Consider the following 23,329-nt stretch of genomic DNA (forward strand, 5'->3'; position numbering starts at 1 on the left):
GCGGCTGTCAGTGCTCAGTCCTCGACGGCCTCACGTGCCTGGAGAACCGCGTTCAGCGCCCAGCTGACCACCGCGACGATGATCGCGCCGAAGAACGCGGGCCAGAACCCGGTCACCTCGAACGGCAGGCCCAGCTTGCCCGCGGCCCAGCCGGTCAGCCAGAACAGCAGGCCGTTGACCACCAGGCCGATCAGGCCGAGGGTGAGCAGGTAGAAGACGCAGCCGACCAGCTTGACCACCGGCTTGATGATCGCGTTGACCAGACCGAAGACCAGGCCGACCAGCAGCAGCGTGCCGATCTTCGCGCCGACCGAGACCGGGCCGGGCCCGATGTCGATGCCGGGCAACGCGGTGGACACCCACAGCGCCACGGCGGTGATCACTACCTGGAGAACGAAGAACACGGGCGGCTCCCTGAGTCGGACGGCGGCGGGCCGTGCGGCTCAGCTGCCGAGTACGAGCCCGACCGACATGGTCAGGAAGGCTACCGCGCAGAAGGCGTCCAGCCCGTTCAGCACCGCCGGACGCGCCAGCCGTTCCTGCAGCCTGCTGGCGGCCAGCACGATCGCCAGCTCCCAGGCGAAGGCCAGCACCAGGAACACCGCGGCGAGAACGCCCAGCTGGAGCACGGGGTTGCCGGCCGCGCCGAGGAACTGCGGCAGGAACGCCAGGCAGAACAGCAGCATCTTCGGGTTGGTGATGTTGCACAGGAACCCGCGCAGGAACGGCCCGTTGCCCGGCCGCTCGTCCTCCCGCTCCCCGGCGGTCGCGGTGCGCAGCTCGCCGCGCGCCCGCCACAGGCCGCGGATGATCGAGTAGGCGAGGAAGCCGAGGTAGGCCGCGCCCAGCCAGCGCAGCGCGGTGAGCACGCCCGGCGAGTGGCTGATCAGCAGGCCGAGCCCGGAGACCACCAGCGCCACGTGCACCAGCGCCGCCGAGTGGATGCCGGCCAGGGCCAGCAGCCCGGCCCGGGTGCCCTGGCGCAGCGAGGTGCGCAGCAGCAGGAACGCGTCCACCCCCGGCGTCAGCACCACGACGGCACAGGCGATCAGGAACGCGGGCAGTTGGGTCAGGTCCAGGGACATGTCGCCTCCCATCGTGGTGAGCAGGACAACCGAGGGTCGATCCATGATCAAACAGGCAATCTTTCGCCTTGATGGAACCTTAACAGGAAGACTTGCGGTCTTTGACGCGGAAACTACGTGTGTTCCCTCACCTGGTAGGAACGGCGGGGTGAGCACCCCGCACCGAGCCACCGGCGACCAGCTGGACGTCACCACCCTCTACGCCCTGCTGCGCCTGCGCGTGGACGTCTTCGTGGTCGAACAGGAAAGCCCCTACCCGGACCTGGACGGCCGCGACCTGGACCCGTCCACCCGCCACCTCTGGTTCGCCGACACCGACGGCGAACCCCTGTCCTACCTGCGCCTGCTGGTGGAACCGGACGGCCGGACCATCCGCGTCGGCCGGGTGGTCACCAGGGCGGACGCCCGGGGCAAGGGCCTGTCCCGCGAGCTCATGCGCGCCGCGCTCGACGACATCGGCGACGCCCCGTCCGTGCTGGACGCCCAGACCACGGTGACCAGGTTCTACAGCGCTTTCGGCTACCAGGTCACCGGCCCGGAGTTCCTGGACGGCGGCGTCGCCCACGTCCCGATGAGCCGCCCCTAGCTACAGGCCCCGGGCAAGGAACCCGCCGGCGGACGGGGTGAAGAACGGCGAGAACCCCTGGCAGTCGTGCACCGGCTCCGACCCCGGCAGCCCCCACAGCCACCCGATGCGGTCCCCGCGCGCGCCGTCGTAGACGGAGAAGGACACCCTGAGCCCGACGTGCGCGGGATCGGCGCTGGCCCGCACCACCCCGGTGGCCATGCCGACCCGCCCGCCGACCACCAGGCAGGTGATGTCACCGCTGAAGTCGGCGACCAGCGCGCCGTCCGGCTTGTGGTGGGTGACGTGGAACCGCCCGGTGGCCGAGTCCGGAGTGCTGCCGGGCGCGACCGCCGCGCGCACGGAGAACATCAGCGGGTCGTTGAGGAACACCGGGTCCTTGCTGGTCCCGCGCACCGTCCCGGCGAGCACGTGCCCCCGGTCGCCACCGCCCGCAGCCGCGAGCCCGCCCCCGGCCACAGTCTTGTTAGCGCGCCCACCACCGGAAGTCTTGTCAGTGGCCCCGCCACCCGAAGCCTGGCCAGCGAGCCCGTCACCGAAGGCTTTGTCAGCGCGCCCGCCACCCCCGCCACCCGAGGTCTTGTCAGCGCCGTCCACCCCCGGCACCGGCCCGCGCACCGAGAAGTCCCCGTCCCGCAGCCGCAACACCGGCGCCGTCCCCTGCAACCGGCTCACCGGCTGCCCGAAGAACCCCCACACCCACCCGATCCGGTCCCCGCGCGCGCCTTCGTCCTGCACCGTCAGCGAGATCGGCTTGCCCACGAACTCCACCTGCGGCGCCCCGGGATGCTCGGCCCAGGTGATCTTCCCGTTGACCACCCCGACCTGCCCGACCGCGTGCGCGCCGGTGACCTCGCCGGAGAACCGGGCCAGCAGCGCGCCGTCCGGCTTGTGGTGGGTGACCTTGAAGTGACCGGTCGGCTGCATCGGATCGGTGGCACTGGCCTCGATCTCGAACCGCACCGGATCACCGGCCATCGAGCCGAACTCGGGTCCGAGCGTGCCGCCCGCCGACCCGCTGATCCGGATCGGCGCCTCGGCCGCGAAAGCCGGGGTCACACCGGCGAGCACCGCCGCCGTGGTCAGCCCGGCCACCAGTAAACCGCGTGTTGTCCTTGTCATGCCCCGAGCCTCGCGGCCCGGTCGCGGCCTGGATTCCCGCCGCGGCGTGATGGTGCTCCCCCGCCCGAGGGAGCACCATCCGCCCGGACCTCAGGGGCCGATTCCGGGTCGGTCTCTGAGATCCCGTCTGGTCACCGCTGGTCAGCCGCCGTTACTGGGCTGGTAGACGGGCTGGCGGTGGGTGCGCGCGGCCGCGCAGGTGATCCGGGAGACCGCGTCGACCATGCTGCGGCCGAGCTTCACCCTGGCCCGCAGCGCCGGGTGGGTGGTGCTGTAGTCGTTCAGGTTCGCCGCCGCGTCCCCGCGGAACTCCCCGGAGGCGAACAGCGAGTAGGTGACCATCGGCTTGCCCTCGGCGTCGAAGACGATGCCGGCCTCGTTGCGGCCGTCGTTGAACCACCCGGCCTTGGTCGCCACCCTGGCGCGCTCGGCCGAGTTCAGCTCCAGCCGGATCCCGTCGGTGAACGCGGCCATCGAGCGCAGCAGCGTCAGCACGTACTGGGTGGAGGCGGCCGAGACCAGCGTGCCGTCGACCAGCTTGCGCAGCAGCGTGTGCGTCTCGCGCGGGGTGGTGGTGCCCAGGAAGAACCGGTTCGGGTTCGCCACCGGCTTCACCTGGGTGTGCGTGAAGCCCTTGGCGCGCAGGATCTCGTTCAGCTCCGCGGCCGGGCAGACCAGGCCGCACAGGCGGACCGCGGTGTTGTCCGAGACGGTCAGCAGGTTCGCCATCGCGTGACCCAGCGTCACCGAGCTCGGGTAGGCGCCGTCGAAGCCGAAGATGCCGTCGCCGTCCTTGCTGACGATGGCCGCGGTGACGTCCACCCGCTGGTCCAGGGTGAGCAGCCCGCGGTCGATCTTGTCCAGCACCGCGGCGGCCACCGCGATCTTGTTGACCGAGTAGGCCTCCACCACCCGGTCCGCCTCGTCCTCCACCGCGGCGACCGGGGTGCCGTCCGGGTCGGTCACGCTGATGAAGGAGGACCAGGTGCCACCCGCGCGGTGCGCCTCCCGCCGGTACACGCGCTCGATCCGCCGCCGGGCCTGCGCCGCGGAGGCAGGAATGACGCTCTCGTCGTCGATGGGGTCGGTCTGCGCCGACGCCAGCGGTGTGCTGCCCAGTACGGCGCCCGCCGCCGCCACGGTCCCCAGACCGAGCGCGCGCCTCCGGTTGATGGTCATGCGCGGCAGCCTAGGGCCATTCGAGTGAGGATCAAGGAGATGTCGAATCCCTTGTCCTGACTGTCCTTCCATCGGGCACGGATGGAGTAGCCGACACCGCTGTTCGCGTCAGTCGCCCGGTCGCGGGGCGGTGCGCGTGATCACCGCGACCGCGCGGTCCAGCTCCGCCGCCGACAGGTCCGCCCGCGCGGTCAGCCGCAGCCGCGACACCTGATCCGGCACCGACGGCGGCCGGAAACAGCCGACCTGCACGCCCTCCGCCCGGCACCGCCCGGCCCACGCCACCGCCTCCACCGGCGAGGGCGCGCGCACCGACACCACCGCCGCGCTCGGCGAGCTGACCGCCAGCCCGGCCGCGCCCAGCCGCTCCGCCAGCTCCCGCGCCACCGCCCGGGACCGCCCGGCCAGCTCCGGCTCGCCGCGCAGCACCCGCAGCGCGGCCAGCGCGCCACCCGCGCAGGCCGGGGCCAGGCCGGTGTCGAAGATGAACCCGCGCGCGGTGTCCACCAGGTGCGCGATCACCCGCCGCGGCCCGAGCACCGCCCCGCCCTGGCTGCCCAGCGACTTGGACAGCGTGGTGGTGACCACCACGTCCGGCGCCCCGGCCAGCCCGGCCGCGTGCACCCCGCCGCGCCCGCCCTCGCCCAGCACGCCCAGCCCGTGCGCGTCGTCGACCACCAGCGCCGCGCCGTGCGCCCGGCAGGCCGCGGCCAGCTCGGCCAGCGGCGCCAGGTCGCCGTCGACGGAGAACACCGAGTCGGTCACCACCAGGGCGCGCTTCTTCACCCGCTCGGCCAGCAACCGGGCCACCCTGGCCGGATCGCGGTGCCCGGCCTCGGCCGTCTCGGCGCGGGACAACCGGCAGCCGTCGATCAGCGAGGCGTGGTTGTGCGCGTCCGCGACCAGCACCGTGCCCGGCCCGGACAACGCGGTGAGCGCGCCGAGGTTGGCCAGGAAACCGGAGGAGAAGACCAGCGCGGCCTCCGCCCCGCAGTGCTCGGCCAGCTCGTGCTCCAGCTCCGCGTGCAGCTCGGTCGAGCCCGTGACCAGCCGCGATCCCGTGGCGCCCGCGCCCCAGCGGCGGGCGGCGGCCGCGGCGGCCTCGGTGATCCGGGGGTCCCGGGTGAGGCCGAGGTAGTCGTTGGAGGCCAGGTCCAGCAGGTCCGCGGACCCGGCGGCGCGCGGCCGCAGCGAGCGGGTCAGCCCGGCCTTGGCACGGGCCCGCGAGCGGGTGTCCAGCCAGCCGAAGACGTCGTTGGTGGTCGAGGTCACGCCCGGAGTGTCGCATCAGCCGGGCTACCGTTCTGCCCGTGCGGGCAGCGCGGCGTTCCCTCGACGACCTGGACCTCTTCGGTCCGGGTTTTGTCAGCGACCCCTGGCCGCACCTGGCCGAGCTGCGCGAGCGCGCCCCCGTGCACCACGACCGGCACACCGGGCTGTGGTTGGTCAGCAGGCACGCCGACATCCGCGCCGTGCTGGCCGACCCCGCCGGGTTCGTGCCGGACAACGCGCTCACCGCGATCACCCCGGTCCCGCCGCCGCAGCTGCGCGTGCTGGCCAGGGCCCGGTTCTCGCTGCCGCCCACGCTGGCCAACAACGGCACCGACAGCCACACCGGCCTGCGTCGCCTGGTCGCCGGCTACTTCACCCCGGCCAAGGTGCGCGCCGCCGAACCCCGCATCCGCGCCCTCGCTGACGAGTACCTGGACCGCCTGCCGGCCACCGGCGAGTTCGACCTGGTCGCCGGGCTGGCCGCGGAGCTGCCCTGCCGGGTGCTGCTGGAGCTGCTCGGCATCACCGGAGTCGACCTGCCGGTGCTCAAGGCGTGGAGCGCGGCCTCGCTGGAACTGTTCTGGGGCCGCCCCGGCCCCGGCCGCCACCAGGCCCTCGCGGAGGCGGCGGGGGAGTTCCACCAGTGGCTGGCCGCCCGCATCCGCGCCGCCACCCCCGGCAGCCCCGACCTGTTCGGCCAGCTCGCCGCGCACCGCGCGCCCGGCGACCGGCCGCTGCGCGTGGCCGAGGCGGTCGGCGTCTGCTACTTCCTGCTCATCGCCGGTCAGGAGACCACCAGCCAGCTGCTCAGCACCCTGCTGCACCGGCTCATCCCGCGCACCGACCTGTGGTCGCGCCTGGCCGCCGGTGACCAGGAGCTGGCCGCGGCCTGTGTGGAGGAGGTGCTGCGCCGCGAACCGCCGGTGAACACCTGGCGCCGCGTCGCCGCCCGCCCGGCCACCCTGTCCGGGGTGCGGGTGCCACAGGGCGCGCACCTGCTGCTCCTGCTCGCCGGCGCGGGCTCGGACCCGGAGGTCTTCACCGACCCCGAGTCCTTCTGCCCGGCCCGCCCCGACCCGCGCCGCCACCTGGCCTTCGGCCACGGCCGCCACTTCTGCCTCGGCGCCGGACTGGCCAGGACGGAGGCCGCCGTGGTGCTCACCGAGGTGGCCCGGCGGCTGCCGCGGCTGCGTCTGCTGGAGCCGGAACCGCCGATGCTCGGCCTGCTCTCCTTCCGCGCCCCGCTGCGCGTGCTGGCCAGCCGATGACAAGCGTGATCAGCGAGACGGCCTGAGCCGCCCGATCGTGTGCGACGATGCGAACTGCTTTGTCAGCGAGGGGTGAGCGAGGAACCCGGTGCGAGTCCGGGACGGTCCCGCCACTGTGACCGGAACGGTTTCGTCAGGAACGGTTCCGGGAGTCAGGAGACTCGTCCCCCTCGGCCTCCCGACCCGGGCGTGGACACCCGAGGAAGGACCTCGCGCATGACCGTCGGCTACCCGTTCTCCGCTGTGGTCGGACACCCCGACCTCCGGCTCGCCCTGCTGCTCAACGCCGTCCACCCCGGTATCGGCGGGGTGCTGGTGCGCGGGGAGAAGGGCACCGCGAAGTCGACCATCGTGCGCGGCCTGGCCGCCCTGCTGCCACCGGCCGAGGTGGTCGAGCACTGCCGCTTCGCCTGCGACCCGGCCCGCCCCGACCCGAACTGCCCGGACGCCCCGCACGACGGCGCGGCCACCACCCGCCCGGCCCGGCTGGTCGAGCTGCCGGTTGGCGCCACCGAGGACCGCCTGGTCGGCTCGCTGGACCTGGAACGCGCGCTCACCGAGGGTGTCCGCGCCTATCAGCCGGGCCTGCTCGCGGCCGCGCACCGCGGCGTGCTCTACGTGGACGAGGTCAACCTGCTGCACGACCACCTGGTCGACCTGCTGCTGGACGCCGCCGCCATGGGCCGCGCGCACGTCGAACGCGAAGGCGTGTCCATCTCGCACGCGGCCAGCTTCCTGCTGGTGGGCACGATGAACCCGGAGGAGGGCGAGCTGCGGCCGCAGCTGCTGGACCGCTTCGGCCTCACCGTCACCGTGCTCGCCGCCCGGGACACCGACACTCGCACCGAGGTGGTCCGCCGCCGACTGGCCTACGAGGCCGACCCGGCAGGGTTCGCCGCCCGGTTCGCCCCCGACGACCGCGACCTGGCCGCCCGCATCGCCACCGCCCGCGCCGCTTTGTCAGCGGTCGTGCTGCCCGATGTGGAGCTGCGCCGGATCGCCGCGCTGTGCGCCGCGTTCGAGGTCGACGGCATGCGCGCGGACCTGGTGGTGGCCCGCACCGCGCTCGCGCATGCCGCCTGGCGCGGCGCGGCCGAGGTCGACGCGAGCGACATCGAGGTCGCCGCCCGCCTCGCCCTGCCGCACCGCAAGCGCCGCGACCCCTTCGACGAGCCCGGCCTGGAGGAGGAGCAGCTCCAGCAGGCCCTCGCCGCCGCGGCCGAGGAAGCCGAACCGCCGCCGCCGGACCCCGATGACGACCCCAACGGCCCCGGCGGCGGCCAGGACCACGGCGAGGACGCCACTCCGCCCGCCGACGGCCAGCAGGCCGCTACTGACAACCAGTCCAGCCCTTCCGGCGACCAGCCCTCGGGCGGCGGCGAACAGGCCCCGGCCGCCCCGGCACCCGCCTTCCGCGCCCGCCTGCTCCAGGTCCCCGGCCTCGGCGAGGGCGCGCCCGGCCGCCGGTCCCGGTCCCGCTCGGAGTTCGGCCGGGTGGTCCGTCCGTCCACAGTGGACGGCCACGGCCTGCACCTGTCCGCCACCGTCGCCGCGGCCGCCCCGCACCAGGCCGGTCGCGGCCGCACCGGACCCGGCCTGCTGCTGCGCGGTGAGGACGTGCGCCGCGCGGTCCGCGAGGGCAAGGAGGGCAACCTGGTGCTCTTCGCGGTGGACGCCTCCGGCTCGATGGCCGCCCGCAAGCGGATGTCCGCGGTCAGCGGCGCGGTGCTGTCCCTGCTCCGGGACGCCTACCAGCGCAGGGACAAGGTCGGTCTGGTCACCTTCCGCGGCGGTGGCGCCGAGCTGACCCTGCCGCCGACCTCCTCGGTGGACGCGGCCGCCGCCCGGCTCAAGCGGCTGCGCACCGGCGGCCGCACCCCGCTGGCCGAGGGCCTGCTGCGCGCCCGCAAGACCCTGGCCGCCGAACGCCTGCGCGACCCGCGCCGCCGTCCGCTGCTGGTCGTGGTCACCGACGGCCGCGCCACCGTCGGCGTGCACGGCGACCCGGTCCGCGACGCCCTGCGCGCCGCCGCGCTGCTGGCCGCCGACGGCGTCGCCGCGATCGTGGTGGACTGCGAGCACGGCATGGTCCGCCTCGGCCTGGCCGCCCGGCTCGCGCTCGCCCTGGGCGCGACCTGCCTGAGCCTCGACGAGTTGTCCGCCGACCGCATGGCAGGCGTCGTGCGCGCCGCCCGCGCGGCCTGAGCCGGGAGGAAACCCGATGCCCCAAGGACAGCCGACCAGTGTGCCCGCCGACGGCCTGACCACCCGGCAACGCCGCAACCGGCCGCTGCTGGTGGTGCACACCGGCGAGATGAAGGGCAAGTCCACCGCCGCGTTCGGCATGGCGCTGCGCGGCTGGAACCAGGGCTGGTCCATCGGCGTGTTCCAGTTCGTCAAGTCAGCCAAGTGGAAGGTCGGCGAGGAAGAGGCCTTCCGCGCGCTCGGCCGCCTGCACGAGCAGACCGGCGAGGGCGGCGCGGTCGAGTGGCACAAGATGGGCGAGGGCTGGTCCTGGACCCGCAAGAAGGGCACCGAGACCGACCACGCCGAGGCCGCCCGCGAAGGCTGGCAGGAGATCGCCCGCCGCCTCGCCGAGGCCCGGCACGGCATGTACGTGCTGGACGAGTTCACCTATCCCATGCACTGGGGCTGGGTCGACGTCGAGGAGGTCGTGGCCGCCCTGAGCGATCGCCCCGGGCACCAGCACGTGATCATCACCGGCCGGTACGCGCCGCCCGCGCTGCTGGAGGCCGCCGACCTGGTGGTGGAGATGACCAAGGTCAAGCACCCGATGGACGCCGGGCAGAAGGGACAGCGGGGGATCGAGTGGTAGCCCGGCTGGTCATCGCCGCCCCCGGCTCCGGCGCCGGCAAGACCACGGTGGCCACCGGCCTGATGGCCGCGCTGCGCAGGCGCGGACTGCGGGTCGCGCCGGGCAAGGTCGGCCCCGACTACATCGACCCCGGCTACCACGCGCTGGCCACCGGTCGTCCCGGCCGCAACCTGGACCCGGTGCTCTGCGGCGAGGACCGCGTCCGCCCGCTGTTCGCCCACGGCGCGCGGGAGGCCGACCTGGCCGTCATCGAGGGCGTGATGGGCCTGTTCGACGGCCGCCTGGGCACCCCGGGCCACGGCTCCACCGCGCACGTGGCCACCCTGCTGGACGCGCCGGTCGTGCTCGTGGTCGACGCGCGCGGGCAAAGCCGCAGCCTGGCCGCGCTGCTGCACGGGTTCCGCAGCTACGACCCGGCTGTGCGGATCGCCGGGGTGCTGCTCAACAAGGTCGGCTCCGAACGGCACACCCAGGTGCTCAGCGAGGCCTGCGCCGAGGTCGGCCTGGACGTGCTCGGCAGCCTGCCCCGCGACCCGGCCTTCGAGCTGCCCTCCCGGCACCTCGGCCTGGTCACCGCCGCCGAACACGGCCGCGCCGCCACCGAGGTGGTGGACGCCCTCGCGGACAAGGTCGCCGGCGCGGTCGACCTGGACGCGGTCCTGCGCCTGGCCCGCTCCGCCCCGCCCCTGCCGCCCGCGACCTGGGACCCGGGCCTCGACCCGGACCCGAGACGACCGGTCATCTCCATCGCCGGCGGCGCCGCGTTCACCTTCGGCTACGCCGAGCACGCCGAGCTGCTCACCGCCGCGGGCGCGGAGGTCGCGGTGTTCGATCCACTGCGCGCCGAGTCCCTGCCCGAGGGCACCGCCGGACTCGTGCTGCCCGGCGGCTTCCCGGAACAGCACGCCGAGGAGCTCTCCGCCAACGCCCCGCTGCGCGCCGCGGTCGCCGCGCTGGCCACCGCGGGCGCGCCCGTGCACGCCGAATGCGGCGGCCTGCTCTACCTGGCCCGCGAGCTCGACGGCCGCCCCATGTGCGGCGTGCTGCCCGCCGACGCCCGGATGACCCCCAAGCTCACCCTGGGCTACCGGGACGCGGTCGCGATCACCGACTCCGTGCTGCAGCAGGCCGGAACGCGCCGCACCGCACACGAGTTCCACCGCACCGAACTCGTCCCGGCCGCGAGCGACACGGCGGCCTGGGCCTGGCGGCAGGACGGCCACCCGCGCGCCGAGGGCTACGTGCTCGGCGGCGTGCACGCCTCCTACCTGCACACCCACCCCGCCGAGGACCCGGCCGCGATCGCCCGCTTTGTCAGGCACTGCGCAGAGTTCGCCACCCGTGAACCCTGAACGCCGGATCGAGGGTCTAGACCGGCCCGCATTAAGCCAAAGCCATCGATTGCCCGACACACACAGTCACGACTGTCCTAGGTGGACAACCACAGCTCCGGCAAATCGGCGCAGCGGCGGCTACCTGAAGTGGCGATCTTGACTTAGCGGGGACCGGGCTGCGAGTGGCCGGGATCGCAGGCGGTAACGTCGTCGCCTACTCGCCGGGGGCTCGGTGCACACCGACTCGCGACCCCGGCGCCAAGTCCGAAGTGGACAGAGAAGTCCTTCCGCCTGCCGCGGGAGAGGGGAACAGTTGTGAGTGGTCGGATCTCGTTCATCGGCGCGGGGCCCGGTGCCGCCGACCTGATCACGTTGCGGGGCGCGCGACGGATCGCCGAGGCGGACATCGTGGTGTGGTCGCCCGCCGTGGTCGACGCCGACTGCGTGCGCGAACACGCCGGCCCGGACGCCGAGCTGGTCGACTGCTCCCGGGTGAACCACGAACAGGTCCTCGAGGTCTACCGCAGGGCCGCGGTGAAGAAGCAGTCGGTGGTCCGCCTGCACTCCGGCGACGCCGCCCTGTGGGGCGCGGTGCAGGACCAGTACGACGCCGCGCAGAAGATCGGCCTGGAAGTCGAGATCATCCCCGGCGTCTCCGCCCTCGCCGCCGCGGCAGCCGGCGCCGGGCGTGAGCTGAGCCCACTCGCCGACTCCGCCCCCGTGGTGCTGACCAGGCCCGAGGGCGACACCGGCGCCCTGCCCGACGGCGCCAAGCTGCGCGAGCTGGCCGCCCACGGCGGCACCATGGCCGTCGCCCTGTCCGCGGCCCGCACCGAGCAGCTGGTCGAGGAACTGCGCGCGGGCGGCTACGCCGAGGACACCCCGGTCGTGGTGGCCTACAAGACCAGCTGGCCCGACGAGCTCCTGGTGCAGACCACCCTCGGCGATCTGGCCGGCACGGTCAAGGACCACAAGCTCTGGCGCCAGACCCTGTTCCTCATCGGCCAGGTCCTGCGCCCCGGCAGCCAGCGCGCCCGGCTCTACCAGCCCGGCACCCGCCCCACGAGCTACCGCCGCGGCGACTTCACCGCCCGCCGAGCCGAACGCCTCGCCGCCGCCCAGCCCCCGGACCAGGTCGTCGAGGCCGAGGCCCCGGCCGCCACCCCCAGCACCCGCTGGTCCGGCCGCGACCAGCTCGAGTCCACCCGCTCCTCCCGCGCAGGCGCTCGCTACCGCACCGGCGCCTCCAAGCGCGCCGCCGCCGCGGCCGCCACCCGCTCCGGCCAGGTGACCCTGGCGCTGCACGAGCGGAAGCGCGCTCCCCAGGCCGACGCCGGCACGCAAACCCCTGCGGCCCAAGAACTTCCGGCCACGCACGCGGCTGACACCGGCCCACGGCCCGTCGGCGCTCAGTCCAACGATGGCCAACTTGCCGGAACCCGGCCCGCCAGCGCCGAGTCCGCGAGCACCCGGCCAACTAGCGCCCAGTCCTCGAGCCCGCAGTCCGCGAGCGCCCGGCCCGCCAGCGCCTCGGACGCGAGCCCCCAGCCCACTTCCCCCGCCCCGGCCCCACGAGTCGAGACCGTCAAGGTCGCCGTCTCCGTCGAGGCGCCCCACAGCGAACCGCAGGCGGCCACCCCGGCCAAGCCCGCGGTGAAAGCGCCCGCGGCGGCCAAGTCCACCGCGGGCAAGAGCAAGGCGAAGTCCACCGCCACCCGGCGGACCAAACGGACTCCGCGGAACAGCTGACCCGATGACGGCCGACGACGACTTAGCGGGACGCGCGGCGTCACCGCCGCCGGCCTGCCGCCACTCGGGTACTTCAACGGTTCATCGGCGAGCCGAGCCAGCGGATCCGGCGCGGCGTTGCCATGATCGACTTCAGGGCGGCCGGTGGTGGCCGTAACCGAGGCGGAGTGGGTGGCGACATGACGGTCACGGTGGTCGGCGTCGACGGCGGTCCCCTGGTCCCCGACGCGCAGAAAGCCCTTGCCGACGCGCGTTTGGTCATCGGCAAGCGCCGGTTGCTGGAACTCCACGCGCCCGAGGGGGCGCGCCGGATCGAGCTCGGTCCGGCCGGGCCCGCGCTCGCCGCACTCGGCGCGCTCACCGACGAGGACGGTCCCGCCGTGGTGCTCGACCACGGCGACCCTGGTTTCTTCGGCGTCCTGCGGGAGATCCGGGCGCACAACATCCGCGCCCAGGTGGTGCCCGCGCTGTCCACCGTGCAACGCCTGCTCGCCCGCGTCGGCCGTCCCAGCGACGACGTCACGGTGGTCAACGCGCTCGGCCGCGAACTGCGCAAGGCGCTCAACGTCTGCCGCGCCCGCCCCGCGGTCGCGGTGTTCACCGAGGGGGTGGCCGGTCCCGCCGAGATCGCCGCCGGTCTGCTGGGCTGGCGGCGCACCCTGATCGTGGCCGAGGACCTCGGCGGCCCCGATGAGAAGGTCACCTCGATCTCCCCGGCCAAGGCCGCGAAGCGCCGCTGGAAGGACCCGAACCTGGTGCTGTGCCTGACCGATCCGGGTCTGGTGCCGGAACCGGGCTGGTACCTCGGCGGCGAGCCGGTGCCCGCGGTCGGCGGCTGGGCACTGCCCGAAGAGGCCTTCGCCCACCGCGACGGCATGGTCGCCGGCGCCGAGGTGCGCGCGGTCGCGCTGGCCAGGCTCGCGCCGCGGCCGGGCATGCTGGTGTGGGACGTCGGCGCGGGCTCCGGCGCGATCGGTGTCGAATGTGGACGGTTGGGCGCCGCGGTGATCGCGGTCGAGCGCAACCCGGTGCACACCATGCGGATCGTGGCCAACGCGGTCAACCACGGCGTGGACGTCCGCACGGTCGAGGGCGAGGCCCCCGCGGTGCTCTCCGGCCTGCCCACCCCGGACGCGGTGTACGTCGGCGGCGGCGGCCCCAAGGTCGTCGAGGCCTGCGCCGCGGTCGGCGCGGAACGCGTCGTGGTCGGCCTCAACGCCCTGGACGAGGTCGCCTCCTGCCGCAACGCGCTGCGTGCCGGCGGCTACCAGGTCGACGGCTGCCAGCTCACCGCCGCCCGCCTCAGCACCCTGGCCGACGGCTCCAGCACCCTCACCGCGGTCAACCCGACCACCCTGCTGTTCGGCCGCCGCGAGGACGCCGGATAGCGTTGGCGCGTGATCGGGCTGTTCGCGGCGAGCGCCGCCGGAAGGCAAGCCGCCGCTGAACTCGCCGGCCGCCTCGGCCCGGCCGCCGTCCTCGCCGACGGCCCCATCCGCCCCGCCCTGGAACGCCTGTGGCCCCAACTGGACGCCGCGGTCTTCCTGCTCGCCACCGACTCGGCCATCCGCCTGGTCGCCCCCCTGCTGCGGGAACGCCACAACGACCCGGCCGTGGTCTGCGTCGACGAGGCCGAACGCTTCGCGGTGGCCCTCATCGACGGCCCAGCTGGCAACGCCCGCGACCTGGCCGCGCAGGTGGCCGAGATCCTCGGCGGCACCGCAGTGGTCACCGCCGCCGACCACGCCACCGGCACCACCCCGCTGGACGACCTGGTCGAACTCCTCGACGCCGCGGTGGACGGCGACCTCACCGCCTGCGGCGCCGCCGTCCTGGCCGGCGAACGCGTCCGCCTGGCCAACCCCCTCGGCTTCCCCCTGCCCGCCCTGCCGTCCAACATCCTGCTCGCCAACGCCCCCCTCGGCGACGAGAGTCCACAGTGGACGATCCTGCTGGACGACCGCCTGCCCAGCCCTGAACCCGACGGCCACGTGCTGCGCATCGTCCCGCGCACCCTGATCGTCGGTGTCGGCTCCACCAGCGGCGTGTCCACCACCGCCGTCACCACCGCGGTCGCCGCCCTGACCGACGAGCACCGCCTGGACCACCGCGCCATCCTCGCCTTCGCCACCGTCGAGGCGAAGGCCACCGAACCCGGCATCCTCGAAGCGGTCGAGGACCACGGCTTCTGGACCGCCCGCACCCCCCGCCTGCTGCACTACGCGGCCACCACCCTGGCCACCATCCCCGTCCCCAACCCCAGCCCGCACACCCACACCACCACCGGCACCCCCAGCGTCGCCGAGGCCGCCGCCCTGCACGCCGCCGCCACCCTCGCCCACGGCGCCCCCACCGAACTCGCCGCCGAGAAAACCATTCGTGGCAACGTCACCGTCGCCGCCGCCCGCATCCGCCCGCGGGGCCGCCTGGCCGTGATCGACCTCGGCCCCGGCAACCCAGACCTCCGCGTCCCCCGCGCCGAAACCGAACTCCGCAAGGCCGCCGTGGTGGTCGGCACCGAGGACACCCTCAACCAGGTCCGCACCCTGGTCCGCCCCGGCACCGAACTCTGGTCCAGCGGCAACCCGGAGGAAGCGGCTCGGCAGGCAGTCGAGCTGGCCACCGCCGGCCGCGCCGTGGCCCTGCTGAGCCCAACAGCCCCAGCCACCGGCCCAGAAGTCACCGTGGTCACCGTCCCGGGCCTGTCCCCAGCAGCGGTCGCGGCAACCACATTGTTGAGCACCCCAGCCACCGCGTCACCCAGCGACAGCGCGCACCAGACCGCCGAGCCACCCCACCCGGCCGCCACCCCGGACAGCAACACCGAGCCGACCACGAGCGCCGACCCAGGTCCGGCCAGCACCCAGCCCGGCAACACCCCAGCGCGCCCGGACACACCGGCGCACGCGGGCGCACCATCGCTCGCAGACACTCCAGTGTTCGCAGAGACGTCGCCCGACGCGGAGGCACCACCCCACGCGGAGGCACCACCCCACGCGGAGGCACCACCGCATGCAGATGCACCGCCCCACGCGGAGGCACCACCCCACGCGGAGGCACCACCGCATGCAGATGCACCGCCCCACGCGGAGGCACCACCCCACGCGGAGGCACCACCGCATGCAGATGCACCGCCCCACGTGAAGGCACCACCGCACGCAGAGGCACCACCGCATGCGGAGACGCCGCCGCACGCGGACATGTCACCGCACACCGACATGCCGCTGCAGACGGGCACCCCACCGCATACAGGTGCGCCACCGCACCGAGGCCCGCAAGTAGCCCCCGACACGGCGTCAGCCCTCGGTGCGGCACCGCATCCCGGCGCCTCGTCACACCCCGGCACGGCACCGCGTCTCACTGCGGCGCTCGCCCCGGGCGCGGCGTCGGATGTGCAAGCAGCACCTCATGGCGGCGCGACCGCGCCCGGCGGCCACATCGAGCTGACCCTGTCCGCGACCGAACCATGGCCCGTACAGGAACAGCGTCTCCGTGTGCTCGCCGCGAGCGATCTGCCGTTGCGGCTGAGTCCCACGACCGCCTGGCGAACCTGGGCGGACGAGGTCCTCACGGTATTGCTGGAGTCCCGTGGACCGAACACCCCTGCCGGTGTGGTCCGCGATCCGGGCCGGCCCGATCAGACCGCCCGGTGGATTCCGCTGGCCGAGTTGGACCCGGCCGATTTCGACGCTAGCACCGCCGTCGTGATCGGTGTTCCGGTTGTCCACAGGGGTGCGGGCCGCTGAGGAAATCGCGCTGGCGAGAACCGGTCGCGTGCGCGAGTTCAGCCGAATGTGTACCCGGGCGGCGGGAACTCGCTGGTTCGGTCATTTCTGTGGCCGTGACCGTGGTGTGATCGTCGCTGCTCGTGTTTCCACAGGGTCCGGCGAATCCAACTTCCGTGCAGTTGACCAGCTAGTTGGCCGCGTGTTGGCATTGAGTCAGCACCGGGACGTAGTCGGGCCAGACTCGGGGAGGTCGAGAAACGGGCCTGTCACGGCAGGCAAGTGGTGGCCACTGCGGCACGAGCAGTGGCGAAATGATTATCCGAAGCCCCCCGACGCCACGGTGCCGAAGAACGAAGTGTGAAGTGGTAGTCCGCGACGCGTTCGCGGCGGGCGGTCAATTCCGCATCCAGTGTGCTGATCGCGCCGAAGAGAGACCGCTCTGCCTGCCCCATCCGCCGCCCGGGGCAGGCAGAGCTTTTTCTGTTTCCGAATGAGACTCAGCTTTGCCTGGCGGGTTCCGTCGCCTCGGACTCGGCCGCCTCGGCCGCTTTGGCCGCGGCGTAGGCGGCCTTCTGCTCTGGCGTGGAGTGCCGGTGCGCCCAGTCGCCGAGCAGGGTCACCACGTCGGCCAGTTCGCGCCCCTTGTTCGTCAGCCGGTACTCGATGCGCACCGGCCGGGTCGGCTCCACGTGCCGGGTGACGATGCCCTCGCTCTCCAGCTCCTTGAGCCGGATCGACAGCAGCCGGTCGGTCAGGTCGGGGATGGTCTCGGTCAGCTCCGAGAAGCGGGTCCGGCCGGCCAGCATGGCGCGCACGATCGCCCCGGTCCACCGGCGACCGAGCACCTCCATGGCGTCCTGGAACTGCGGACAGTAGGGGGTGATCTGGTCCATTTGTGCAGCTTACCTCCGATTAGCGCCTTCCGCTTGACAAGCTCACCTTTCGTCAGCATGCTTACGATAGGTAAGTCAGTGGGCAACCTTGGAGGAAGTACGTGAGCATCCTGTTCGAGGAGACGAAGGTCGGCGGTCTGGGCTTGGCGAACCGCATCGTCATGTCCCCGATGACGCGCAACCGTGCCGACCGGGCCGGGGTGCCCACCGACCTGATGGTCACCTACTACGCCCAGCGCGCGGGCGCCGGACTGATCGTCACCGAGGGCACCCAGCCGTCGGCGATCGGCCAGGGCTACGTGACCACGCCCGGCCTGCACACCGAGGAGCAGGTCGCGGGCTGGCGGCGGGTCACCGACGCGGTGCATGACAAGGGTGGACGCGTCTTCGTCCAGCTCATGCACACCGGCCGTGTCGGCCACCCCGCGCTGCACGACGGTGAGCCTCAGGTCGCGCCGTCGCCGGTGCTCCTGGAAGGGCAGACCTACACCTACGAAGGGCTGCTCGACAACGAGCCGCCGCGCGAGCTGACCACTGCCGAGATCGAGCAGACCATCCGCGACTTCGCCGAGGCCGCGCGCAACGCGATCCGGGCCGGCGCCGACGGCGTCGAACTGCACGGCGCGAACGGCTACCTGATCCACCAGTTCCTGGCCGGCAACACCAACCAGCGCACTGACAAGTACGGCGGCTCGGTGGACAACCGCATCCGGTTCGCCGTCGAGGTCACCACCGCGGTCGCCGAGGCCATCGGCCCGGAGCGCGTCGGCCTGCGCATCTCGCCGGCGAACACCTTCAACGGGACCGCCGAGACCGACACCGAGGAGCTGTACCCGGCGCTGCTGCGCGAGATCGCCTCGCTCAACCTGGCCTACCTGCACATCGTGGAGAGCGCGGGCCGCGAGTTCACCCAGAAGCTGCGCGCGCAGTGGCCAGGTGTCGTCATCCTCTCCCCGGTGAACGGCGGCCTGCCGACCGGCAAGGAGCACGGCGAGCAGGCGATCGCCGACGGCGCGGGCGACCTGGTCGCCTTCGGCAGGCAGTTCCTGGCCAACCCGGACCTGCCGGAGCGGTTCCGCACCGGCGCGGAGCTGAACGAGGCGGACCCGGCCACCTTCTACGGCGGCGACCACCGCGGCTACACCGACTACCCGGCGCTGACCGGCTGATCGGCGCGGGCTGGTTGATCGACGTTGACCGGCTGACAAAGCTGGCCGACTGACAAAGCTGGTCGGCTGACCGAGCTAGGAGCTGACGGGCCGCGACTGACGAACTGGCGGCCGCCAACCAGCCAGGCTAAAACGACGGAGGGGCGACCGTGTAGGTCGTCCCTCCTCGCCATGTCAGCACGGTGAATATTCCACTCGACGGGTGGCTATGGTCATCGACACAGCTCGGTGACGTGATCGTGGACTTCGCCGCGCGCCGGGGCATGCTGTCTGCCATGCACGCAGAGCACCACTATCTGGCCGGGCTGGACCTCACCGGCCGCCGGGTTGTCGTCATCGGCGCCGGGACCGTCGCCCAGCGCCGCCTGCCCAGGTTGGTCGCGGTCGGCGCGGCGGTCGAAGTGATCGCCCCCGAGGCGACTCCCGCGGTGGATGCCATGGCCCAGTCCGGCGAGATCACCTGGACCCGGCGACGCTACGCCGAGGGCGACCTGGACGCCGCCTGGTACGCGCTGGCCTGCGCGGACGACCCGGAGGTCAACGCCGCGGTGGTCGCCGAGGCCGAGGCGCGGCGGGTGTTCTGCGTGCGCGCCGACATCGGCGCCAAGGGCACCGCGGTCACGCCCGCGATGGGGGAGCACGACGGGCTGCTGCTCGGGGTGCTCTCCGGTGGACGGCCGCTGCGCTCCGCGGCGGTGCGCGACACCGTGCTGGACGCGTTGCGCACCGGGCTGCTCGACGACGCCCACGAGCGCACCGCCGAGCGGGCAGGCGAGGACAGCGTGGCCGGTGAGCTGCCGGGTGTCGCTCTGGTCGGCGGTGGTCCCGGCGACCCGGAGCTGATCACCGTGCGCGGCCGGCGGCTGCTGGCCAGGGCGGATGTGGTGGTCGCCGACCGGCTGGCCCCGCGTGAGCTGCTGGAGGACCTGCCGCCGCAGGTCGAGGTCGTCGACGCGGCGAAGATTCCGTACGGGCGCGCCGCCAGCCAGGAGTTCATCAACCGGACCCTGATCGAGAACGCGCTGGCCGGGAAGTTCGTCGTCCGGTTGAAGGGCGGCGACTCCTACGTCTTCGGGCGCGGTTTCGAGGAGCTCATCGCCTGCGCCGAGGCCGGTGTGCCGGTCACCGTGGTGCCGGGGGTGACCAGCGCGTTCGCCGTGCCGGCGCTGGCCGAGGTGCCGGTGACGCATCGCGGGGTGGCGCACGAGGTGGTGGTGGTCTCCGGGCACGTCGCACCGGATGACCCGCGTTCGCTGGTGGACTGGTCGCTGCTGGCGCGGATGCGCGGCACGCTCGTGCTGCTGATGGCGGTGGAGCGGGCCGAGGTGTTCGCCGCCGCGCTGGTGGAGCACGGCAGGCCCGCGGACACGCCGGTCGCGGTGATCCAGGAAGGCGCGACGCGGAGTCAGCGCGTGCTGCGCTGCACGCTGGACCGGCTCGGCGCGGCGATCAAGGACGAGGACATCCGGCCGCCCGCGATCATCGTGGTCGGGCCGGTCGCGGGACTCGCCGCGGAGCTGCCCGGCCGCTCCGGCTGATCGCGCGCCGGCACCCCCGCGTCACGCCGAGCGGCGAACCGCGGGGGAGTCGAGCGATCCGCGTGCTGAGCGATCCGCGCGGCAGGCGCATGAGCGCTGGCCTGGACCCCAAACGCGACACACAACGAGAACGGCCCCGGCGCCAGATGAATGGCGCCGGGGCCGTCCCCGTCAGTACTGCTGTTGGTCAGCGACCCGCGCTCGGGCGGCGGGCGGCGCCGCCGGTGTGCCTGCGCGGCTGCCAGCCGCCGCGGTTGGCGCTCGGGCGGCCCTCGCCGCGCCAGCCCTCGCCGCCGGCGCGCCGGTTGTCGCCACCGGAACGGTTCTCGGTGCGGTAGCGGCTGTCGCCACCACCACTGCCGCCGGTGCTGTGCCGGCTCTCGGAGCGGGTGTTGTCGTAACGGCTCTCGCCACCGGCGCGGTTGTCCGAGCGGTAGCGGTTGTCGCCGCCGCGGTAACCGCCGGTGCGCTCACCGGTGCCGCGGTTCTCGCCGTAGGAGGAGCGGTTCTCGCCGTAGGAGCCGCCGCTGCGGTTCTCCGGGTAGCGGTTGCCGTAGGAGCGGTTCTCCCGGTAGCCACCCTCGCGGGTGTCCCTGGCCGCGCCGTCCCTGGGGGCAGCGTCCCTGGCGGCGCCGTCACGGTAGCCGCCCTGCCGCGGGCCGCGGTGGTCGTCGTTGCGGCGGTAGTTGTCGCCGCCCCGGTAACCCTCGGCGCTGCGGTAGCCGCCGCCGTTGCCCCGGTACTCGCCACGCTCCTGCGAGCGGTTGTCAGCGCCGCGGTTGGCCTCGAACCGGCTCTCGCCGCCCTCGCGTCGCGCGTCGGTGAAGTCGCGGCGGGAAGCCCCGCCACGCTCGTCAGTGCTCGGCTTGAAGCGGTTCGGACGACCGCCCTGGCCACGGTCATTCCAGCTGCTGCGACCGCGGTAGCCGCCGCCCTCGCCACGCTCGGGCCGGTCGCCGAACTTGCGGCGGCCCTGCGGGCGCTCCGGCTCGTCCGGGATCGCCACGCCACTGGGCTCGCGGGCGCCGGTCAGCTCGATCAGCGCCTGGTCGCCGGGGCGGACCTTGGTGGTCACCGGGCTGACGCCGGCCTTGCCGGTCATCGCCTGCACCGAGCGGCGCTGGTTGTGCAGCACCAGGGTGACCACGGTGCCCGACTCGCCGGCGCGCGCGGTGCGACCCGCGCGGTGCAGGTAGTCCTTGGGGTCGGCCGGGGGGTCCACGTGCAGGACCAGGCTGACGTTGTCGACGTGGATGCCGCGGGCGGCGACGTCAGTGGCGACCAGCACCGGGGCGATGCCCTCGCGGAACTCGGCCAGCGTACGGGTGCGCGCGCCCTGGGTCTTGCCGCCGTGCAGCGCGCCGGCGCGAACGCCCAGGCTGCGCAGCTTCTTGGTCAGGCGGTCCACGGTGTGCTTGGTCCGCACGAACATGATCGTGCGGCCCTCACGGGCGCCGACCTCGGCCACGATGGTGTTCTTGTCCTCGGCCGAGATCAACAGCACGTGGTGGTCCATGGTGGTCACGCTCGCCGAGGAAGGCGCGGTCGAGTGCGTGACCGGGTTCTTCAGGTACTGACGGACCAGCTTGTCCACGTCACCGTCGAGGGTCGCGGAGAACAGCAGCCGCTGACCATTCGGGTCGACCAGGTCGAGCAGCTCGCGGACCTGGGGCAGGAAGCCCATGTCAGCCATCTGGTCGGCCTCGTCCAGCGCGGTCACGGTGACCTCGGACAGGTCCGCGGTGCCCTGACGCACGTGGTCGGCCAGCCGGCCGGGCGTGGCGATCAACAGGTCGACGCCGCGGCGCAGCGCGCTGATCTGCTTCGGGAACGAGGTGCCCCCGACGACCATGCGGCAGCTGAGGCCGAGCGCGTCGGCGTAGTCGGTGAGCGAGTCCTGCACCTGCATGGCCAGCTCACGGGTCGGCACCAGCACCAGGCCACGCGGCTGGCGGGGCTTGGCGTGCGAGCCGGCCAGGCGGGTCAGCATCGGCAGGCCGAAGGCCAGGGTCTTGCCGGAACCGGTCTGACCACGGCCGAGCACGTCCTTGCCGGCGAGCGCGTCCGGCATCGCGGCGGCCTGGATCGGGAACGGGGTGAGGATGCCCTTGCGCGTCAGCGTCTGCACCAACTGGATGGGCAGGCCCAGCTCGCTGAAGGAAGGAACCGCCTGCTCGACGACGCCGGCAGCGTCCTCAGGGCGAACGGGACTGACAGATGTGTCAACGGACACAGATGACCTCCGAGACGTGGCACGTCTCGGGGATGCCCCCCGCCATGGATGGCGGTTCGGGAGCTGATCGCAAGGACGAGCCCGGCGCGTTGCGCGCCTCTGGTGGGTGTGGTTGGCACCACGGGCCGTTCAGTGTGGCTGGGCGGGGACATATGTCATCCGCCCGATCGCGGTACTCGATCAGTGTAGCTGGTGTCCGAACAAGCTCCGCACCGATCCAGCTCCTAGTGAGCGAGCTAACGTCAGCACTGGTCAGCGGAGCGGTGGTCCGGTGGACGCGACGTGTCCACCGGACCACCCTGACAACTCAGCCGATCACCGGATTCCGGCCTCTCTGGCCAGCAGCTCGACCAGCCATTCCGGGTCGGCCACCGCGGGCGGCATGCCGCGGCTGACAAACCAGTCGCACACCCCGCGCACATCGCGTTCCAGGTAGCTGCTCGCCGCCGGGTTGGCGACCAGGTCCACCGCCTGCGGCAGGTCGATGAGCATCAACCGTCCCTGGTGCACGAGCAGGTTGAACGCGGACAGGTCGCCGTGGGTCAGGCCTTGTCCGGCCAGCTCCAGCAGCGCCTGGACCAGCTGCCGCCACAGGCCACGCAGCTCGTCCGGGTCCGGGCGCAGCTGGGCCAGCCGGGGCGCGGCGGTGCCGTCGGGCTCGCCGAGGAACTCCAGCAGCAGCTCGGTGTTGGCCAGCTGCACCGGGTACGGCACCGGCACCCCGGCCAGCCACAACCGGCTGAGCACGGCGAACTCGGCGACCGCCCACTGCTGGCTGATCACATCGCGGCCGAAGGAGGTGCGCTGTTGCATCGCGCGCATCTGCCGCGACTCGGCGACCTTGCGGCCGTCCAGGTAGCCGGCGTCGCGGTGGAACATGCGGTGCTCGCGGGCCCGGTACCGCTTGGCGGCCAGCAGACAGGAGGTCCCGTCCGCACCGGTCCGCTCGATCAGGTGCACGTCGGCTTCCTTGCCGGTCTTGAGCACACCCAGCTCGACGTCGGTGACGTCCGGGTCGGTCACCAGCCATTCCGGGATCGGCGCGGGTCCGCGTTCGGACCGGGAGAGCTCCTCGAACCGCCGTCGCCGGGTCGCGTCGCGCGGCTCCTCGTCGTCGAAGCGCTTCTTGCGACGCGGGGTGCGGGTGGAACTGAAGGCGTTGTCGTACTCGTGCCTGCGCACGCTGGGTCTCCTAGGTGACTACACCCCAGCCGCGCGCGGAAAAGAGGTCAGCGACCGGCGGGGAGAACGGGTGGGCAGCGGCGGACCGCGCCCATGGCGACAGTCAGTTCCATCTGTCCCACCTCCTCGACCCAGCCGGTGTGCTCACCGGCGCC

At 73.3% G+C, this 23,329-nt stretch carries 18 protein-coding genes and 1 riboswitch; of the genes, 10 read left to right on the plus strand and 8 right to left on the minus strand.

Going from position 1 to position 23,329, the window contains the following annotated elements:
• Window positions 1-14: 14 nt before the first annotated feature.
• Both M8C13_RS12535 and M8C13_RS12540 read right to left on the minus strand, forming a co-directional pair.
• A complete protein-coding gene (locus tag M8C13_RS12535) occupies window positions 15-404 on the minus strand; it encodes a phage holin family protein (RefSeq protein WP_252480712.1) in 390 nt (129 codons plus the stop codon).
• Between the two features lie 39 nt (window positions 405-443).
• Window positions 444-1,130, minus strand: a complete 687-nt coding sequence (locus M8C13_RS12540) for a LysE family translocator (RefSeq protein WP_252480713.1) — start codon at window positions 1,128-1,130, stop codon at window positions 444-446.
• A 103-nt stretch (window positions 1,131-1,233) separates the two neighbouring features.
• On the opposite strand from M8C13_RS12540, the gene M8C13_RS12545 reads away from it, so the two are divergent.
• Window positions 1,234-1,671, plus strand: coding sequence for a GNAT family N-acetyltransferase (locus M8C13_RS12545; RefSeq protein ID WP_252480714.1), 438 nt, complete (start codon window positions 1,234-1,236; stop codon window positions 1,669-1,671).
• On the opposite strand, the gene M8C13_RS12550 is transcribed toward M8C13_RS12545, so the two are convergent.
• From M8C13_RS12550 to M8C13_RS12560, 3 genes are all read right to left on the minus strand, one after another.
• Window positions 1,672-2,793 (minus strand): hypothetical protein, encoded by a 1,122-nt coding sequence (locus M8C13_RS12550; protein ID WP_252480715.1) that lies wholly within the window; start codon window positions 2,791-2,793, stop codon window positions 1,672-1,674. It abuts the gene before it with no gap.
• Between the two features lie 141 nt (window positions 2,794-2,934).
• Window positions 2,935-3,972, minus strand: a complete 1,038-nt coding sequence (locus M8C13_RS12555) for a serine hydrolase (protein WP_252480716.1) — start codon at window positions 3,970-3,972, stop codon at window positions 2,935-2,937.
• A gap of 108 nt (window positions 3,973-4,080) precedes the next feature.
• A complete protein-coding gene (locus M8C13_RS12560; RefSeq protein ID WP_252480717.1) occupies window positions 4,081-5,244 on the minus strand; it encodes an 8-amino-7-oxononanoate synthase in 1,164 nt (387 codons plus the stop codon).
• A 38-nt stretch (window positions 5,245-5,282) separates the two neighbouring features.
• Between M8C13_RS12560 and M8C13_RS12565 the strand changes: the two genes are divergently transcribed.
• The 7 genes from M8C13_RS12565 to M8C13_RS12595 all read left to right on the plus strand — a co-directional run bounded on the left by M8C13_RS12565 (window position 5,283) and on the right by M8C13_RS12595 (window position 16,177).
• Window positions 5,283-6,512: a cytochrome P450 gene (locus M8C13_RS12565; protein ID WP_252480718.1), complete on the plus strand. Its 1,230-nt coding sequence runs from the start codon at window positions 5,283-5,285 to the stop codon at window positions 6,510-6,512.
• Window positions 6,513-6,546: 34 nt separating this feature from the next.
• A riboswitch (cobalamin riboswitch) is annotated at window positions 6,547-6,696 on the plus strand.
• A 32-nt stretch (window positions 6,697-6,728) separates the two neighbouring features.
• The gene (locus tag M8C13_RS12570) at window positions 6,729-8,717 is read left to right on the plus strand and encodes a putative cobaltochelatase (RefSeq protein WP_252480719.1); all 1,989 of its coding nucleotides are present in this window, start codon (window positions 6,729-6,731) and stop codon (window positions 8,715-8,717) included.
• 16 nt (window positions 8,718-8,733) lie between these two features.
• Window positions 8,734-9,348 carry a cob(I)yrinic acid a,c-diamide adenosyltransferase gene (gene cobO, locus M8C13_RS12575; protein ID WP_252480720.1) on the plus strand — a complete coding sequence of 205 codons (615 nt, stop codon included), beginning with the start codon at window positions 8,734-8,736 and terminating at the stop codon, window positions 9,346-9,348.
• Window positions 9,342-10,700: a cobyrinate a,c-diamide synthase gene (locus M8C13_RS12580; RefSeq protein WP_252480721.1), complete on the plus strand. Its 1,359-nt coding sequence runs from the start codon at window positions 9,342-9,344 to the stop codon at window positions 10,698-10,700. Before cobO ends, M8C13_RS12580 begins: the two co-directional genes overlap by 7 nt.
• Before the next feature lie 297 nt (window positions 10,701-10,997).
• Window positions 10,998-12,431, plus strand: coding sequence for a cobalt-precorrin-4/precorrin-4 C(11)-methyltransferase (locus M8C13_RS12585; RefSeq protein WP_252480722.1), 1,434 nt, complete (start codon window positions 10,998-11,000; stop codon window positions 12,429-12,431).
• A 179-nt stretch (window positions 12,432-12,610) separates the two neighbouring features.
• Window positions 12,611-13,819 carry a precorrin-6y C5,15-methyltransferase (decarboxylating) subunit CbiE gene (gene cbiE / locus M8C13_RS12590; RefSeq protein ID WP_252480723.1) on the plus strand — a complete coding sequence of 403 codons (1,209 nt, stop codon included), beginning with the start codon at window positions 12,611-12,613 and terminating at the stop codon, window positions 13,817-13,819.
• Between the two features lie 9 nt (window positions 13,820-13,828).
• Window positions 13,829-16,177 carry a cobalamin biosynthesis protein gene (locus tag M8C13_RS12595; protein WP_252480724.1) on the plus strand — a complete coding sequence of 783 codons (2,349 nt, stop codon included), beginning with the start codon at window positions 13,829-13,831 and terminating at the stop codon, window positions 16,175-16,177.
• 479 nt (window positions 16,178-16,656) lie between these two features.
• On the opposite strand, the gene M8C13_RS12600 is transcribed toward M8C13_RS12595, so the two are convergent.
• A complete protein-coding gene (locus M8C13_RS12600; protein WP_252480725.1) occupies window positions 16,657-17,052 on the minus strand; it encodes a helix-turn-helix domain-containing protein in 396 nt (131 codons plus the stop codon).
• Between the two features lie 101 nt (window positions 17,053-17,153).
• Here M8C13_RS12600 and M8C13_RS12605 point away from each other — a divergent pair, with 101 nt between their 5' ends.
• Together M8C13_RS12605 and cobA are read left to right on the plus strand one after the other, a co-directional pair.
• Entirely contained in the window at window positions 17,154-18,221 is a 1,068-nt protein-coding gene (locus tag M8C13_RS12605) for an alkene reductase (RefSeq protein ID WP_252480726.1), read from the plus strand.
• Window positions 18,222-18,496: 275 nt separating this feature from the next.
• Window positions 18,497-19,759, plus strand: coding sequence for a uroporphyrinogen-III C-methyltransferase (cobA, locus tag M8C13_RS12610; RefSeq protein ID WP_252480727.1), 1,263 nt, complete (start codon window positions 18,497-18,499; stop codon window positions 19,757-19,759).
• A gap of 187 nt (window positions 19,760-19,946) precedes the next feature.
• Here the strand turns inward: cobA and M8C13_RS12615 are convergent, their stop codons facing one another.
• Window positions 19,947-21,896 (minus strand): DEAD/DEAH box helicase, encoded by a 1,950-nt coding sequence (locus M8C13_RS12615; RefSeq protein ID WP_308202796.1) that lies wholly within the window; start codon window positions 21,894-21,896, stop codon window positions 19,947-19,949.
• Window positions 21,897-22,307: 411 nt separating this feature from the next.
• Window positions 22,308-23,174 (minus strand): serine protein kinase RIO, encoded by an 867-nt coding sequence (locus M8C13_RS12620; protein ID WP_252480729.1) that lies wholly within the window; start codon window positions 23,172-23,174, stop codon window positions 22,308-22,310.
• Window positions 23,175-23,329 lie beyond the last annotated feature (155 nt).

The organism is Crossiella sp. SN42, from assembly GCF_023897065.1.
Taxonomy (GTDB): domain Bacteria; phylum Actinomycetota; class Actinomycetes; order Mycobacteriales; family Pseudonocardiaceae; genus Crossiella.